This window comes from Pseudomonas sp. GM17 (genome assembly GCF_000282175.2).
In the GTDB taxonomy this organism is placed as follows: domain Bacteria; phylum Pseudomonadota; class Gammaproteobacteria; order Pseudomonadales; family Pseudomonadaceae; genus Aquipseudomonas; species Aquipseudomonas chlororaphis.
Genome location: NZ_CP124732.1, coordinates 607,389 through 623,355 on the forward strand (window position 1 = coordinate 607,389; position 15,967 = coordinate 623,355).

Sequence of the window (15,967 nt, forward strand, 5' to 3'; positions counted from 1 at the left end):
TTGTGCCAGAAAGGCGGTGCAATATATGGAAACAGATAGATCGCCGCGTGACGGCGATCGCGGGCGCAGCGTCCCGTTATCGATGGTTTGAAACGCTGACCAAGCACCCGCAGAGGTGCGCCCCGCAACCCCTGCCTTAACCCGTGAGTGTGCTATGGAACCCGGAAACGCCCAGCTGTCGATGACGGTATTGATGACCCCTGACATGGCCAACTTCTCAGGCAATGTCCACGGCGGCACCCTGCTCAAGTACCTCGATGAAGTCGCCTACGCCTGTGCCAGCCGTTATGCCGGCCGTTATGTGGTGACCCTGTCGGTGGACCAGGTGATCTTCCGCGAGCCGATCCACGTCGGCGAACTGGTGACCTTCCTGGCCTCGGTCAACTACACCGGCAACACCTCGATGGAGGTCGGTATCAAGGTGGTCACCGAGAACATCCGCGAGCGCTCGGTGCGCCACACCAACAGTTGCTTCTTCACCATGGTGGCCGTGGACGACCAGCGCAAACCCGCCGCCGTGCCGCCACTGCAACCGCAAACCAGCGAAGACAAGCGCCGCTTCATGCAGGCCCAGCAACGCCGGCAGATCCGCCAGGAGCTGGAAAAGCGCTATCAGGAAATCAAGGCCGACGCCTGATCGTCCGAGACAGGCTCGCTTTTACCGAGCGAGCCTGTTGGCGATAAACCCCTGCGCAACCCGTTACAGCTCGATCGGTACCGCCTCGAACCGCACCCGTGGATGGGTGATCCGGTCCTGGGCCCGTATCAGTTGCAGTTCGTAACTGGCGCAGGCCTGGGTTTCCAGCAGCACTTCATGCACCGCCGCGGCGGTGAACTCGAACGCCGCCACCAGGCTGTCGCCCAGCAGCACCCGGGCCAGGAACAGGCCCGAAGTCAGGTCGCCCACACCCACCGGCTGACGCGGGAATGCCAGCAGCGGACGACGCAGGTGCCAGCTGCCTTCGGCGGTCACCAGCAACATCTCGAAGCCGTCCGGCAGCTTGCCCGGGTAATCCAGATGCTTGACCAGCACCGCTTTCGGACCACGCGCCAGCAGCGCCCGGGCCATGGCCAGGCAGTCGAACAGCGACTGCGGCTTGCGCCCGGCGAAACTGTCCAGCTCCAGTTGGTTGGGGCAGAGGAAATCCGCCACGGCCGCCGCCTCTTCCAACAGGAAGTCGCTGACCTCCTGGGGCACGCTGCAACCCTTTTCCGGGTGGCCCATCACCGGGTCGCACAGGTACAGGGCCTTGGGGTTGGTCGCCTTGATCCGCGCCACGCCACCGAGGATCGCCCGCCCCTGCGCCGCGCTGCCCAGGTAGCCGGACAGCACCGCGTCGCAGTTGCCCAGTTCGCCGATGGCGGCAATGCCTTCCACCAGCTCCGGGATCTGGTGCGGTGACAGCACCTCGCCGGCCCACTGGCCGTATTGCGTGTGGTTGGAGAACTGCACCGTATTGAGCGGCCAGACATTCACCCCGACCCGCTGCATGGGAAACACCGCGGCGCTGTTGCCGGCATGGCCGAAGACCACATGGGACTGGATCGCAAGCAGATGAGGCGTACGTTTCATTCGGGTCATTCCGTAAAACGATTGAAATTCGAGCCGCGCAGTATGCGACTAAACGCAACCTGTACGACAGACCGAAGACGCAGTTAAGCTGGTGCGACTTCGTTGGAGCGCACCTCATGCTGACCCTTGGAAACATTTTCGTGCTGATGCTGCTGGCGACCGGCGCCGCCTGGCTATGGCACAACCACGGCCTGCGCGAGCGGGCGCTGGAGAGGGTCAAGCAGCATTGCGCGCGGCTCGATATCGAGCTGCTGGACGGCAACGTGGCGTTGAAGCGCATCGGTTTCGTCAGGGACGCCAGTGGTCGCCGGCGCCTGGCCCGGATCTACACCTTCGAATTCACCGTCACCGGCGAAACCCGCCATGCAGGGACCATCACCCAGTTCGGCGCCCACAGCGCGCAGATCGAGCTGGCGCCCTACCCGATTGCAACGCCCGCGCCGCCACCCGTGCCGACACACAGCGCCGAAGTGATCGAACTGAGCCAATGGCGCGAAGGACGCAGCAAGTAAGGCCAACCGCCTATGCACTCCTGTAGGAGCGAGGCTTGCCCGCGATAGCCGCGAAGCGGCGGTTTTTCCTGGCAAAACGCGTCATCGTTGACGAGTTTTTCGCGGGCAATCGAGCGTCGACCGGCCGCTCCTACAGAAGCAGGGGTTGGATTATTGGCAGCACTCAGCCAGGGACTGTTGCAGGGTGGCCACGTCCTGCGGCTCGCTGAAGATCAACTCGATACGTGAATCGCGGCGCCACTCGCTGGCTTGCCAGTGCAGCGCGGCGTTATCCAGGGCGTTGCCCGAGACCCAGCCCTGCGCACCGTGGATCACCAGCTTGGCCCGGCGCCAATCAAGGCTCGCCAGCCATTGCTCGACGTGCCCGACCTCGAACACCCGGCTCGGGTGCCAGCGCCAACCGATGCTCCAGCCGCCCTCCTGGGCCTGGCTCAGGCAGATGGGCCGGGCCGGATCGGTCCAGATCGCCGGCAGCTGTGCCAATCCCTTGGGTACTTCGAAGGCCTCAATGGCAGCCCCCGCGCGAGCCTCCAGGCCAGGCAAGCGCTCCAGCGCCAAGGTCCCGCGGGTAGTCCAGAGCAGCGGACAGGCCGGCAACTGCTCGAGAATGCCCTGACGCTGCGCCGCGTCGAGCCCTTCGTCCTTGTTCAGCAGCAACAGGCCGGCACTGGGCAGCGCCTCCTGTTGGGCCTGCGGCAGCGGCTTGCCGGCCGCCAGCGCCTGGGCATCGAGGACCAGCACGCAAGGTTGCACGGCCAGGACCTTTTGCCAGGGCGCCTCGCGCAATTGCTGGAGCAGTTGCGCCGGGTGCCCCAGGCCGGAAGGTTCGATAAACAGGCGGTCGGGCCGGGCCTTGCGCAGCAGGCGCCCCAGGCCCACCTGGAATGGCGCGCCGTTGACACAGCACAGGCAGCCGCCGGCCACTTCGCCCAGGGCGATACCGTCCTCGTCCCGGGCCAGCAGCGCCGCGTCCAGGCCGATCTGGCCGAACTCGTTGATCAACACCGCCCAGCGCTCATGGGCCGGACGCTGCACCAACAGGTGCTGGATCAGGCTGGTCTTGCCCGCGCCGAGGGGGCCGGTGATGACGTGGGTGGGGATGTTGTGCAGCATGGGGGGAACGCTCGGAAAGGAGGTGATTGATCCTACGCGCTAACCCGCGGCAGCGAAATTCCCGTAGCCGCTGCCACAGGCTGCGATAAGGCGCGCAGCGCCTTCCGAGGGCCTCAAGAGCACGTCTCCTGCGGAGCCGATCGCAGCCTGCGGCAGCTACAGGGTCAGCCGAGCCAGTCCAGGGTGAGGATCAGCCGGCGCTCGCCGGGGGCCGGTTGCGGCGAGCGGTGGATCAGGCCGAAACCCTCGTTGCCCAGCCATTTCTCACCCTTGAACAGGGCCACCTCGCCGCTGGCCATCTGCTGGATCAGCGCGGCATCCGTGGGTTCGGCCTCGGCCTGGCCCAGTTGCCGACGATCCATCGCGCCCTCGCGCAGCCATTGGCTACCGGCGCCGGCATAGGTGGTGATCAGCCGTACCGGCACATGGTCGACATGAAAACGCGGGCACATGGCCTTATCCAGCACCCGCAGGCGCAGGCCGACGCGCTTGGCGCCCAGCAGGCAGGCAAAGGCGCTGACCAGCCAGGCGACATCGGCGATAAAGCCATCGTAGCCCTGCAGATCGCTGAAGCCAGAAGCCAGGCCGCGCAGGTTCGGCTCGGCGTCCTCGGTGTCGAGTTCCAGCGACAGCGACTCGGCCAGCGGCTCGTTCAGCGACAGCAGCAAGGCACCGAAATCGGCGATATGCGCCGGCAACTGGCGCTGCCACAGGGCCAGGTTGACCTCGTCGTCCAGCACCTCGGCGAGGACGATAGGGGCCGGGCCGCAAGCCTCGCGGCGTATCGGTTTTTGCAGGGTTGGCCGCAGGAGCGGCTTCGCAAGCAGGTGCGCTCCCACAGGGGACAGTGGTTGGTAGAGCATCAGGCGGCGGCCTCTTCATGCCAGGGGCCGAACGGGTCGCGCATCAGGCGCCAGCCTTCCGTGCCCAGGGCCATTTCGTCGTCCGTCAGCAGGCAATCGTCGAGCTCGGCGGTGAGCCGGGCGAAGTCGATGTTCTGGCCGATGAACACCAGTTCCTGGCGGCAGTCGCCGGTGGCGGCGGTCCAGTTCTGCATGATCGCCGCGGTGCTTTCCGCATCCTGCGGCCAGTGTTGCTTCGGCACGAAACGCCACCAGCGTCCGGCGAAACCATGACGCATCAGCCCCCCCGCCTGGGACCAGCTGCCGGCCTCCTGGTGCTTGCTGGCGAGCCAGAAAAAGCCCTTGGAACGCAGCAACTTGCCGTTGCTCCAGGGGCGGTTGATGAAGTCGAAAAAGCGCTGTGGATGGAAAGGTCGGCGCGCCCGATAGGCGCTGGAGGCGATGCCGTATTCTTCGGTTTCCGGCACGTGCTCGCCGCGCAGCTCCTGCAGCCAGCCCGGCGCCTGGGCAGCGCGCTCGAAGTCGAAACGACCGGTATTGAGTATCTTCGCCAGCGGCACTTCGCCCATCACCATGGGGATGATTTCCGCCTGGGAATTGAGGCGTTCGAGGATGGCGATCAGTTCCTGGCGCTCGTCGCTGCCGATCAGGTCGATCTTGCTGATCAGGATCACGTCGGCGAACTCGATCTGCTCGATCAACAGATCGGTGATCGAACGTTCATCTTCCTCGCCCAGGGTTTCGCCGCGGGACGCCAGGCTTTCCGCGGCCTGGTAATCGAGCAGGAAGTTCATGCCGTCGACCACGGTGACCATGGTGTCCAGCCGCGCGATATCGGCCAGGCTCTGCCCCGCTTCGTCGCGAAAGGTGAAGGTCTCGGCCACCGGCAGCGGCTCGGAAATGCCGGTGGACTCGATCAGCAGGTAATCGAAACGCCCGTCCCTGGCCAGCTTGCCGACCTCTTCCAGCAGGTCTTCGCGCAGGGTGCAGCAGATGCAGCCGTTGCTCATTTCGACCAGTTTTTCTTCGGCGCGGTTGAGGCTGACATCGCGCTGCACCTCGCTGCCGTCGATGTTGATTTCGCTCATGTCGTTGACGATCACCGCCACCCGCAGGTTGTCGCGGTTGCGCAGAACGTAGTTGAGCAGCGTGCTTTTGCCGGCGCCGAGAAAGCCGGACAGCACGGTAACGGGAAGACGGTCGGTCATCAGGTGATCCTCATCGGGGGCTGGGTGGCTGGGTCAGATCGCCCGTTGATGGCGTTCGCGCAGCTCTTGGCGTTCTTTGGCTTCGATACACAGGGTGGCGGTGGGCCGCAGCAGCAAGCGCCTGAGGCCAATGGCCTCGCCGGTTTCACGGCACCAGCCGTACTCGCCACGGGCCAGGCGTTCGAGGGCTTCGTCGATCTTGTCCAGCAGCTTCTTTTCCCGCTCCAGCAGGCGCAGTTGCCACTGACGCTGCTCTTCGGCGCTGCCGATATCGGCTAGGTCGCTGTGGGGCTCCTGCTCGCGCAGCACCTCGAACTCGCCATCGATGCGTTCTTGCAGCTCGACGCGCTGCGCCAGCAGCAGCTCACGGAAATAGGCCTGCTGGACGTCGTTCATGTAGTCCGCCTCGGGCTGGGCGAGAAGTTGCGCTTCGGTCATCGGGCGTTCAGTCATGGTGGGTCACGGGTCAGGCTTTATTTAATGTTATAGCATAACAATACAAATAAGCCAACCCTCTCTTGCCGCCCGCGACGAAGGGCGGGATGCTTGAGCCTCCCCTGCCGAGAAACCCCATGCGCCACGCCTTGAAATACACGCTGCTGAGCCTGTCCCTGCTGGTCGCGGACACCGCCATCGCGCAAGTGCCCAGCGCCCTGGCCACCTGCACCCGCAGCGCCAACCTGCTGGCCTGCGTGGATGCCGAAGGCAACGCCTACAGCGTCGCGGCCGCGGGCAGTACAACCTATCTGCGGGGTTTCGAGGTCGCCGGCAAACGTTATTGGGCGCAGACCAACAGCCGTTATGGCCAGCTGACCTTCTTTACCGGCCTGGCCTCCGACGGCGAAGCCTGGGTCGGCTATAGCCAGCGCGTCGGCTGGACCACCCGCAACCGCTTTTCCAGCTCCGGCGGCAGCAGCGGCAAGTTCACTTGCAGCCGGATCAGCGGCTGCTGAGCAAAGCATTTTGTAGGAGCGAGGCTTGCCCGCGATCGACGCTTACGCGGTATAGCTGATACACCGCAGCGTCTTCATCGCACGCAAGCTGTGCTCCTATAGAAGGCTGGGCCGCGTCAGGCCTGGGCTTTTTTCTGTTCCTGCAACCAGGCCATGTAGCTGTTCACCGGCGGATTCTTCTGGAAGTAGCTCTGCAAGCCCGCGAATAGCCCATCGGCAATCGCCTGCTGGTGCCGCGCGGTGACCAGGCGCTGGCTGTCGCGGCTGTTGGAGATGAAGCCCGTCTCCACCAGGATCGAGGGCACATCGGGGGACTTGAGCACCGCGAAACCGGCCTGTTCCACGCGCTTCTGATGCAGGGTGGTGATGCCCGCCAGGCTGCCCAATACAGTGCCGCCCAACTGCAGGCTGGCGGCGATGGTGGCGTTCATCGACATGTCGAGAATCACCCCGGCGAGCATCGGGTCCTTGTCTTTCAGGTTGAGCAGGCTGGTGGCGCCCAGCAGGTCGGCGCCGTTCTCCCGCTGCGCCATGAAGCGTGCGGTGGCCGACGTCGCACCACCTTCCGACAGCGCGTAAACCGAAGCCCCGGACGCCGTCAGGCGTGGCGCCGCATCGGCATGCACCGAGATAAACATGTCGGCCTTGTGCTTGCGGGCGATCTCCACCCGCTTGCGCAGCGGCACGAAGAAATCGTCGTTGCGCACCAGCTTCACATCGAAGCCCTTCTCACGCTTCAACCGCTTGGCCAACAGCTGGGCGATCGCCAGCACCACATCCTTCTCCCGTTCGCCACGGGCGCCGACCGCCCCCGGGTCCTTGCCGCCGTGACCCGGGTCGACCACGACGATGATGTCGCGCTTGGGATGCGCCCGGTCCGCCGGTGTTTCACGCGGCAAAGCGGGAGCGGCGACCGCCGCGATCTGCTGCGGGACGCGGCTGGCGTTGCTCAGATCGAGCACCAGGCGGTGGCCCTGGCCGTCCTGGGGCGGCAGCAAGAAGCTGTCGAGCCGCAGCGGTTCGGCCAGGTCGAGGACGATCCGCGTATCGCCCTGGCCAAAGTGCCCGGAACGGATCGAGCGAATCGGCGTATTGGCCAGGGCCAGTTGGCTGAAATCGCCACTGAGCTGCGCGCCGCGAAGGTCGATGATCAGCCGTTCCGGCGCGCTGAGAGAGAAGGTCTTGTAGTGCACCGGCCCACTCAGATCGAGCACCAGGCGCAGCTTGTCGGCCGAGTTCCATAAACGCAGGTTGCGAATCTGGGTGGCGGACACCCCCAAAGGCAGAACCAAGGCCGCGCTGGCCAACAGCAGGTTGAGCAACTGACGTCTGTGCATGACTTACACCGCAGATTGAGGAGCATCCGTACTCGAAAGGCTTGGTGAAAAAACGTTCAGGAAAAAGGTTTCATTGACTGCATTGTTATAATATAACATGGCAAATTGTTTCCAACGATGGACCTGCTCATGAATGCGCTGACTCTGCCGGATATCGCCGCGCAGGCCGCACGCCAGGCCCTGCCCCTTGAGTGGGTGGGCATGTGTGGCATTGCCTTACCTGTGTTGTTTGATGGCCAGCGGATTGGCGCAACAGCGGATGCCGGCGTCAGCCTCGACGACGGCGAAGCCCGCGGCATTCATATGTCGCGCCTGTATCTGGCGCTGGAAATGCTCGAACAGGAAAATCTCACCCCGGCCCTGATGCGCCAGGTACTGCAACGCTTTCTCGACAGCCACGACGGGCTGTCCAGCAGTGCCTACCTACGAATTCATGCCGATCTGCTACTGAAACGCCCCGCCTTGATCAGCCCGTTGGCCGGCTGGAAAACCTATCCGGTGAGCATCGAAGCGCACCTGAAAAACGCAATGTTCCACGTGGAACTAAAAATCGAGGTGCCTTATTCCTCGACATGCCCCTGTTCCGCCGCGCTTTCCAGGCAGCTGATTCAGCAACAATTCATCGATGATTTCGCCAACCGGGCGCTGCACCATGAAGACATCCTGACCTGGCTCGGTTCCTCGAAAGGCATAGTCGCCACGCCCCACAGCCAGCGCAGCACCGCGCAATTGCAGTTGCGCCTGGATGACTTTCTCGACGAGTTGCCGTTGATGGCGGCGATCAACGACGCCGAAGCCGCCCTCGGCACCGCCGTGCAAACCGCGGTGAAACGCGCCGACGAACAAGCCTTCGCCCTGGCCAACGGGCAAAACCTGATGTTCTGCGAAGACGCCGCGCGCCGCCTGAACCTCGCCTTGCAACGTTCGCCAGGCATCCGCGCCTTCCAGGTGCGCGTGGTTCACGCCGAAAGCCTGCACGCCCATGACGCCGTGGCCGAGAGCCGCTGGAACTGGGAGCTCGCATGATCAGCCTGCAATCGCTACGTTGGGGCGCGCCCGGCCAACCGCTGACGCCAGCACTCGACCTTGAGCTGGAGCCCGGCAGCCTGACCGCCATCATCGGCGCCAACGGCTCGGGCAAAAGCAGCCTGCTGAAAGTCATCGCCGGCCTGCAAAAGCCCTTGGCCGGGAAGATCAAGTTGCAGGTCCCTCGCCGTGGCGGCCTGTCCTTTCTGCCGCAGCAGCAGTACCTTGACCGGCAGTTCCCCATCACCCTGCAGGAATTGGTGGCCGCCGGTTTCTGGGGCGATCGGCAAAGCGCGCAACAGCGTGCCGGACGTTTGCAGCAGGTGCTCGCAGACTGGTGCCTGAGCGGCCTGGAACAACGCCCGTTGATGGCCTTGTCCGGCGGCGAATTGCAGCGTGCCCTGCTCGCCCGCCTGAGCCTCGCCGATGCCCCGCTGTTGCTGCTGGACGAACCCCACGCCGCCCTGGACGAACTGGGCCAGGCCCTGCTGTGGAAACACATCCACACCTGGCAGCAGCAAGGTCGCACGCAAATCGTGGTCTGCCATGACCTCGCCGCCGTGCGCCAGCACATCCCCCAGACCCTGCTGATCAAAGCCAGCGGTTGCCGGTTCGGCAGCAGCGAGGAACTGATCGTCCAGCCCATTCAGATGCAGGTGGCCTGATGCTCGCCGCCGCCCAGCTCTGGCAGCCCTTCCACGAGTTCGTGTTCATGCGCCGGGCATTGCTCGGCGGCCTGGCGCTGGCATGCAGCACCGCACCGTTGGGGGTGTTCCTGATCCTGCGGCGCATGAGCCTGATCGGCGACGCCGTGGCCCACGGCATTCTCCCCGGCGCGGCGCTGGGCTTCTGGTTCGCCGGGCTGAGCCTGCCGGCACTGACGCTCGGCGGCCTTGGCGCCGGACTCGGCATGGCCGGCCTGGCCGCCTGGATTACCCGGCGCACCGGCTTGCGCGAGGACGCCAGCCTGGCCACGATCTACCCGATTTCCCTGGCCAGCGGCGTGCTGATTCTCGGCCTCGCCGGCAAACGCCTGGACCTGCTGCACCTGCTGTTCGGCTCGGCCCTGGCGGTGGATGGGCCGACCCTGGAGGGCATGCTCTGGGTCTCCGGGTTCAGCCTGCTGGCCATGGCGCTGATCTACAAAGCGTTGCTGCTGGACACCCTCGACCCACTGTTCCTCAACAGCGTCAGCCGCCTCGGCCCCCTCGCCCACGGCCTGTTCCTGACCCTGGTGGTGCTGAACCTGGTGATCGGTTTCCAGGCCATCGGCGCCTTGATGGTGGTCGGCCTGATGATGCTGCCGGCCGCCGCCTCGCGCTTCTGGAGTCGGCGCCTGCCGGTGCTGATCGGCATTGCCGCGCTGCTCGGTTGCCTCTCGGTGTGGCTCGGCCTGTTGCTGTCGTTCCACTACTCGCTGCCCAGCGGCCCGGCCATCGTCCTGGTGGCGGGCGGCCTGTACCTGCTGTCCGTGGTGTTCGGTCCGGTGCACGGTCTGCTGCGCCGCCCGCCTTTGCTCACATCCCCATGAGGTGTTCCCCGATGCGCGCCCTACTCGTGCTCTTCAGTCTGTTGCTGCCGTTGTCGCTGTCGCCCGCCCAGGCCGCGGACAAACTCGCTGTGGTCACCAGCTTCAGCATCCTCGCCGACATCACCCGCCAGGTCGGCGGCGAGCATATCCAGATCACCGACATGGTCGGTCCGGACGCCGACGCCCATACCTACGAACCGACACCGGACGATGCCAAGGCCCTGCTCAAGGCCCGGTTGATCATCAAGAACGGCCTGGGTTTCGAGCCCTGGCTGGATCGCCTGGTGGCCAGTACCGGCACCCGGGCCCCGGTGATCACCGCCAGTCGCGGAGTGATCCCGCGCTCGCTGGATGAGGACGGCGAGACCGTTCCCGACCCGCACGCCTGGCACAACCTGGCGAACGCCAAACTCTATGTGAGCAACATCACCAAGGCGCTGGTCGCCGCCGACCCGGCGAACAAAGCTGATTACGAACGCAACAGCCAGGCCTACCTGAAACGGATCTACGCGCTGCTGGCCGAAGCCAAGGCCAAGTTCGGCGCGCTGCCGCCGGGCAATCGCAAGATCGTCACCTCCCACGACGCCTTCGGTTACCTGGGGCAGGCCTATGGCATCGACTTCATGGCCCCGCAAGGCCTGTCCACCGAACGCGAACCCTCGGCCGCCGAAGTCGCGGCGCTGATCACCCAGATCCGCAACGCCAAGGTCAAGGCGGTGTTCATGGAGAACATCAAGGACGCGCGCCTGCTCAAGCAGATCGCCGACGAAAGCGGCGCCCATATCGGCGGCACCCTGTACTCCGACGCCCTCGCTGCGCAGGGCCAGCCAGCACCTTCACCGGGTTGTTCGAATACAACCTGAACACCCTGTACGACGCCCTGAGCCAACCATGAACAAGCGCCCACCGCTGTCGATGCTCGACCTGGAAAGCGCGCCCCTGGGCAGCCGTTGGCCGCTCACCAGCGTGCTCGATGCTCTGCCATGGAACGCCGACGGCCTGATCGCCGCCATCGCCCAACAGCACGACAGCGGCGAGGTGCTGATGCTGGCCTGGATGAACCGCAAGGCGCTGGCCGAGACCCTGGCCAGCGGGCAGGTCTGCTACTGGTCGCGCTCGCGCCGGCAACTGTGGCGCAAGGGCGAAAGCTCGGGGCATCGCCAGCGTCTGCTCGAAGCGCGCCTGGACTGCGACGGCGACGCCGTCCTGCTGCTGGTGGACCAGCAAGGCCCGGCCTGCCACACCGGGCGCCCCAACTGTTTCTACAACGCCATTCGCGACGGTGCGGTGCAGGTCATCAGCGCGCCGCTACAGGAAACCCCAGCATGATTCGCAAGAACCCCTCCGGTGATCTGCCGGTCATCGCCGAGTCGGCCTATGTCGACAAGACCGCCATCATCTGCGGCAAGGTGGTGATCGGCGAGAACGTATTCGTCGGCCCCTACGCGGTGATCCGTGCCGACGAAGTCAACGAGCAAGGCGCCATGGACCCGATCGTCATCGGCGCCAATTCGAACATCCAGGACGGCGTGGTGATCCACTCCAAATCCGGCGCGGCGGTGACCATCGGCGAGTTCACCTCCATCGCCCACCGCTCGATCGTCCATGGCCCGTGCACGGTCGGCGACCGGGTCTTCATCGGCTTCAACAGCGTGCTGTTCAACTGCGCGGTCGGCGGCGGCAGCGTGGTGCGACACAACTCGGTGGTCGATGGCCGCGACCTGCCGCAAGGCTTCTACGTGCCCTCCACCACCCGTATCGGGCCCAATACCGACCTCTCGCAGTTCCCGCCGGTCAGCGTCAGCGCCTCGGAGTTTTCCGAAGACGTGGCGCGCACCAACGTCGATCTGGTGCGCGGTTACAAAGCCCTGCAGAACGAGTTCTGAACATGAACAGCGTGCTGATTCGCAACGCCCGGCTGGTCAATGAAGGACGCGAGTTCGACGCCGACCTGCTGGTAGACCATGGGCGCATCGTCAAGATCGCCAGCAGCATCGAAGGCGAGAATGCCCGCACCGAGATCGACGCCCAGGGTCAGTGGCTGCTGCCGGGAATGATCGACGACCAGGTGCATTTCCGTGATCCCGGCGCGCCGGAGAAAGGCAGCTTCCACAGCGAGTCGCGGGCGGCCGTGGCGGGTGGCATCACCAGTTTCATGGACATGCCCAACACCCAGCCCGCGACCCTGACCCTGGCCGCGCTGGAGGACAAGAAGCGCCGAGCGGCGATCCACTCGGTGGCCAACTATGGCTTTCACTTCGGCGTCAGCCGCGACAACCTCGACACGGTCGCCGCCCTCGATCCGTGTCGGGTGGCCGGGGTCAAAGTGTTCATGGGCGCCTCCACCGGCAACATGCTGGTGGACGATCCGCAGGTCCTCGAGCGCTTGTTCGCCGAGGTGCCGACCATTCTCCTGGCGCACTGCGAACACACGCCCAGCATCCAGGCCAACGAGCGGCGCATGCAGGAGCGTTTCGGCGAAGCAATTCCCGCCGTGGCCCACTCCCTGATCCGCGATGCCGAAGCCTGCTATCGCTCCTCGTCGCTGGCCGTGGATCTGGCCAGGCGTCACGGCACTCGCCTGCATGTCTTGCACCTGACCACTGCCCGCGAACTGGAACTGTTCGAAGACCAGCCCCTGGCGCAAAAGCGCATCACCGCCGAAGTCTGCCTGCACCACCTGCTGTTCGATGACCGTGATTACGCGCGCCTCAGGCACCTGATCAAATGCAACCCGGCGATCAAGACCCGGGCCGACCGCGACGCCCTGCGCCAGGCCTTGCTCGGCAACCGCCTGGATGTGATCGGCAGCGATCACGCGCCGCACACCTGGGCACAGAAACAGCTGCCCTACCGCCAGGCGCCTTCCGGGCTGCCGCTGGTGCAACACGCCCTGCCCGCCCTGCTGGAACTGGTGGCCGATGGCGTGCTGCCCATCACCACCCTGGTGGAGAAAACCAGCCACCGGGTCGCCGACCTGTTCGCCATTCCCGATCGCGGCTACCTGCGCGAAGGCTACTGGGCCGACCTGGTATTGATCAGGCCCGAGCCCGAGGGCCTCGCCGTGGCCCAGCAGCCGATCCTCGCCCAGTGCGGCTGGACGCCCTTCGCCGAACGGCGTTTCCGGCACAGCGTCGACACCACTCTGGTATCGGGGCAGTTGGCCTGGCACGCCGGGCGCCTGTACGACAACTGCCAGGGCCTGCCGCTGCGTTTTACCCGCTGATCCCTTCCCTGAACCCCTCCCCTGGAACACCAAGGAACACCCGATGATTCACATCACCCTGCCCGACGGCTCACAACGTGAGTACGACCAGCCGCTTTCCGTGTACGAGGTGGCCGCGAGCATCGGCCTCGGCCTGGCCAGGGCGGCGGTCGCCGGCCGGGTGAACGATCGACTGGTGGATTGCTCTTTTATGCTCGAGGGCGATGCCCGGGTCAGCATCGTCACCGCCCGCGAGCCCGAGGGCCTGGAGATCCTGCGTCACTCCTGCGCGCATCTGCTGGCCATGGCGGTGAAGGAGTTGTACCCCTCGGCCCAGGTCACCATCGGCCCGGTGATCGAGGACGGCTTCTTTTACGACTTCGCCTATGAACGGCCCTTTACCCCCGACGACCTGCAGCGCATCGAAGCGCGCATGACCCGCCTGGCCGCGACCAACCACGCGGTACGCCGGCGCGAGCTGAGCCGTGACGACGCCCAGGAATACTTCGCCAACCTGGGCGAGCACTACAAGGCCGAGCTGATCCGCGACATCCCGCAGGACCAGGTGCTGTCGCTGTACCGCCAGGGCGATTTCGAAGACCTGTGCCGTGGCCCCCACGTGCCGTTCACCGGCATCCTCCAGGCGTTCAAGCTGACCAAGGTCGCCGGCGCCTACTGGCGCGGCGACGCCAGGAACGCCCCGCTGCAACGGATCTACGGCACCTGCTGGGCCACCCAGAAAGACCTCAAGGACTACCTGACCCGCCTGGAAGAAGCCGGCAAGCGCGACCACCGCAAGCTCGGACAGCAACTGGACCTGTTCCACTTCGACGACTGCGCGCCGGGTTCGGTGTTCTGGCATGCCAAGGGCTGGACCCTGTTCCAGCAACTGATCGGCTACATGCGCCGGCGCCAGGACCAGGCCGGCTATCAGGAAGTGAACACCCCGGACGTGATGGACCGCGGCCTTTGGGAAACCTCCGGGCACTGGCAGAACTACCGCGACCATATGTTCAGCACCACCACCGAAGACCAGCGGGTGTTCGCCCTCAAGCCGATGAACTGCCCCGGCGCGGTGTCGATCTTCAGCCGTGGCCTGAAAAGCTACCGCGACCTGCCGCTGCGCATCGCCGAGTTCGGCAAGGTGCATCGCTACGAACCCTCCGGCGCGTTGCACGGGTTGCTACGGGTGCGCCACTTCACCCAGGACGACGCGCACATCTTCTGCACCCCGGCGCAGATGCAGGCGGAATGCGCGAGCACCATCGCCCTGGTGTTCGACATCTATCGCGACTTCGGCTTCCACGACGTCGCGGTCAAGCTCTCCACCCGGCCGGCCCATCGCATCGGCAGCGACGCGCTGTGGGACCAGCTGGAAGGCGCCTTGTCCGGCGCCCTGGAAACGATGGCGATCGACTACCGGATCAACCCCGGCGAAGGCGCGTTCTACGGCCCGAAACTGGAGTTCGTGCTGCGCGACGCCATCGGCCGTGACTGGCAATGCGGCACCCTGCAGGTCGATCTCAACCTGCCGGAACGCTTCGAGATCAGCTACATCGACGAGCACGGCGAACGCCAGCGCCCGGTGATGCTGCATCGCGCGCTGTTCGGTTCCCTGGAGCGTTTTATCGGCATCCTCATCGAGCATTACAGCGGCGCCCTGCCCTGCTGGCTGGCGCCGCGGCAGGCGGTGGTGATCAACATCAGCGAAGGTCAGGCGGACTATGCCCGGTCGGTGGCCGACAGCCTGTCGCGCCAGGGCCTGCGAGCCAGCGCCGACCTGCGCAACGAGAAGATCAGCTACAAGATCCGCGAGCACAGCCTGCAAAAGGTGCCGTACCTGCTGGTGGTGGGCGACAAGGAAAAGGACGGGGGATTTGTCAGCTTGCGCAGCCGCAATGGCGAGGACCTGGGGCGGTGGGCGGTGAGCGAGGTGGTGGAGCGCTTGCGGATAGAGTTGTAGCGACAGACGCCATCGCGAGCAAGCTCGCGCCTACAGGTTTAACACGATCCCCTGTAGGAGCGAGCTTGCTCGCGATGCTCTTAGGCCCTTGGCTTGACCGTCCCGCAATCCTGCCCCAGCCACACCGCACGGGTGTCCATGCTGCCCTTCTGCTGGAAGCCGGTGGCATTGAAGGTACCGATGACGTTGGTGGTGAACTCACGATCGCTGAGGAATTTCGCCACGCCCGAGCCCTGGGCTTTCGGGCAGCTGAAGCGGAATTTCCACTGGTTGGAGGTGCGGTCGGTAACCTCTTGGCGGCAACCCGATTGCGGGTCCTGCAGCGGGATGGTGTCGGACTTCACCTGCTCCGGCGTCAGGCACACGCGGATGCCCTTGCCGCCCATGGTCACGCCCTGCTTCTCCAACTGCGCCCGTTGCTCGGGCGTCAGCTGTTGTTGCAACTGACCGAGAATCAACGACAGGTCCGGCAGGCTCTGGTCATCGACTTTCATGTTGCTGGTGGTCAGTTCCCACAGGCCCGGTTGCAGCATCTGGGCCTGCGCGGCCAGCGGAAGCGAGACAACGGCGGCCATGGCCAAACCCAGTAGACGAAGCTTCATCGAATGACTCCTAGACAGTAGTGGCCGTTAGACGCCAAAAATGCAGCGGCGTTGCATGGCGAATTAATTAGCGACAATCAT

The 15,967-nt window shown here is 65.0% G+C and carries 17 protein-coding genes and 1 pseudogene; 11 read left to right on the forward strand and 7 right to left on the reverse strand.

What is annotated here, in order from left to right:
• The first annotated feature begins 154 nt into the window (after positions 1 to 154).
• Positions 155 to 637 (forward strand): acyl-CoA thioesterase, encoded by a 483-nt coding sequence (locus PMI20_RS02790; RefSeq protein WP_007927601.1) that lies wholly within the window; start codon positions 155 to 157, stop codon positions 635 to 637.
• 63 nt (positions 638 to 700) lie between these two features.
• On the opposite strand, the gene pdxY is transcribed toward PMI20_RS02790, so the two are convergent.
• Complete coding sequence (gene pdxY, locus PMI20_RS02795; RefSeq protein ID WP_007927602.1) at positions 701 to 1,573, reverse strand: pyridoxal kinase PdxY; 873 nt, start codon at positions 1,571 to 1,573, stop codon at positions 701 to 703.
• Positions 1,574 to 1,689: 116 nt separating this feature from the next.
• On the opposite strand from pdxY, the gene PMI20_RS02800 reads away from it, so the two are divergent.
• Positions 1,690 to 2,085, forward strand: coding sequence for a DUF3301 domain-containing protein (locus tag PMI20_RS02800; protein WP_007927603.1), 396 nt, complete (start codon positions 1,690 to 1,692; stop codon positions 2,083 to 2,085).
• A gap of 150 nt (positions 2,086 to 2,235) precedes the next feature.
• Here the strand turns inward: PMI20_RS02800 and PMI20_RS02805 are convergent, their stop codons facing one another.
• The 4 genes from PMI20_RS02805 to dksA form a co-directional block, all read right to left on the reverse strand.
• Positions 2,236 to 3,198, reverse strand: coding sequence for a CobW family GTP-binding protein (locus PMI20_RS02805; protein ID WP_007927605.1), 963 nt, complete (start codon positions 3,196 to 3,198; stop codon positions 2,236 to 2,238).
• Positions 3,199 to 3,362: 164 nt separating this feature from the next.
• On the reverse strand, positions 3,363 to 4,061 hold the full coding sequence (locus PMI20_RS02810; RefSeq protein ID WP_007927606.1) for a DUF1826 domain-containing protein: 699 nt from the start codon (positions 4,059 to 4,061) through the stop codon (positions 3,363 to 3,365).
• Positions 4,061 to 5,269 (reverse strand): zinc metallochaperone GTPase ZigA, encoded by a 1,209-nt coding sequence (gene zigA / locus PMI20_RS02815; RefSeq protein ID WP_007927607.1) that lies wholly within the window; start codon positions 5,267 to 5,269, stop codon positions 4,061 to 4,063. The genes PMI20_RS02810 and zigA overlap by 1 nt, the downstream gene beginning before the upstream one ends.
• 33 nt (positions 5,270 to 5,302) lie before the next feature.
• Complete coding sequence (gene dksA / locus PMI20_RS02820; RefSeq protein WP_037035045.1) at positions 5,303 to 5,707, reverse strand: RNA polymerase-binding protein DksA; 405 nt, start codon at positions 5,705 to 5,707, stop codon at positions 5,303 to 5,305.
• Positions 5,708 to 5,841: 134 nt separating this feature from the next.
• Here dksA and PMI20_RS02825 point away from each other — a divergent pair, with 134 nt between their 5' ends.
• A complete protein-coding gene (locus PMI20_RS02825; protein WP_007927609.1) occupies positions 5,842 to 6,222 on the forward strand; it encodes a hypothetical protein in 381 nt (126 codons plus the stop codon).
• A gap of 116 nt (positions 6,223 to 6,338) precedes the next feature.
• Here PMI20_RS02825 and PMI20_RS02830 read toward each other — a convergent pair whose 3' ends face one another.
• Positions 6,339 to 7,559, reverse strand: a complete 1,221-nt coding sequence (locus tag PMI20_RS02830; RefSeq protein ID WP_007927610.1) for an N-acetylmuramoyl-L-alanine amidase — start codon at positions 7,557 to 7,559, stop codon at positions 6,339 to 6,341.
• 129 nt (positions 7,560 to 7,688) lie between these two features.
• Between PMI20_RS02830 and folE2 the strand changes: the two genes are divergently transcribed.
• From folE2 to thrS, 8 genes and pseudogenes are all read left to right on the forward strand, one after another.
• Positions 7,689 to 8,585 carry a GTP cyclohydrolase FolE2 gene (gene folE2 / locus PMI20_RS02835; RefSeq protein ID WP_007927611.1) on the forward strand — a complete coding sequence of 299 codons (897 nt, stop codon included), beginning with the start codon at positions 7,689 to 7,691 and terminating at the stop codon, positions 8,583 to 8,585.
• Complete coding sequence (locus PMI20_RS02840) at positions 8,582 to 9,250, forward strand: metal ABC transporter ATP-binding protein (RefSeq protein WP_007927612.1); 669 nt, start codon at positions 8,582 to 8,584, stop codon at positions 9,248 to 9,250. The genes folE2 and PMI20_RS02840 overlap by 4 nt, the downstream gene beginning before the upstream one ends.
• Positions 9,250 to 10,116, forward strand: a complete 867-nt coding sequence (locus PMI20_RS02845; RefSeq protein ID WP_007927613.1) for a metal ABC transporter permease — start codon at positions 9,250 to 9,252, stop codon at positions 10,114 to 10,116. Before PMI20_RS02840 ends, PMI20_RS02845 begins: the two co-directional genes overlap by 1 nt.
• Before the next feature lie 11 nt (positions 10,117 to 10,127).
• A pseudogene (locus PMI20_RS02850) lies at positions 10,128 to 11,011 on the forward strand (metal ABC transporter substrate-binding protein).
• Entirely contained in the window at positions 11,008 to 11,445 is a 438-nt protein-coding gene (gene hisI, locus PMI20_RS02855) for a phosphoribosyl-AMP cyclohydrolase (RefSeq protein ID WP_007927616.1), read from the forward strand. Before PMI20_RS02850 ends, hisI begins: the two are co-directional and overlap by 4 nt.
• Entirely contained in the window at positions 11,442 to 12,002 is a 561-nt protein-coding gene (locus PMI20_RS02860; RefSeq protein ID WP_007927617.1) for a gamma carbonic anhydrase family protein, read from the forward strand. Before hisI ends, PMI20_RS02860 begins: the two co-directional genes overlap by 4 nt.
• A gap of 2 nt (positions 12,003 to 12,004) precedes the next feature.
• Positions 12,005 to 13,342: a dihydroorotase gene (locus PMI20_RS02865; RefSeq protein ID WP_007927618.1), complete on the forward strand. Its 1,338-nt coding sequence runs from the start codon at positions 12,005 to 12,007 to the stop codon at positions 13,340 to 13,342.
• A 43-nt stretch (positions 13,343 to 13,385) separates the two neighbouring features.
• On the forward strand, positions 13,386 to 15,284 hold the full coding sequence (gene thrS, locus PMI20_RS02870) for a threonine--tRNA ligase (RefSeq protein WP_007927619.1): 1,899 nt from the start codon (positions 13,386 to 13,388) through the stop codon (positions 15,282 to 15,284).
• Positions 15,285 to 15,364: 80 nt separating this feature from the next.
• Here the strand turns inward: thrS and PMI20_RS02875 are convergent, their stop codons facing one another.
• Complete coding sequence (locus tag PMI20_RS02875; RefSeq protein ID WP_007927620.1) at positions 15,365 to 15,886, reverse strand: DUF3617 domain-containing protein; 522 nt, start codon at positions 15,884 to 15,886, stop codon at positions 15,365 to 15,367.
• Between the last annotated feature and the right edge of the window lie 81 nt (positions 15,887 to 15,967).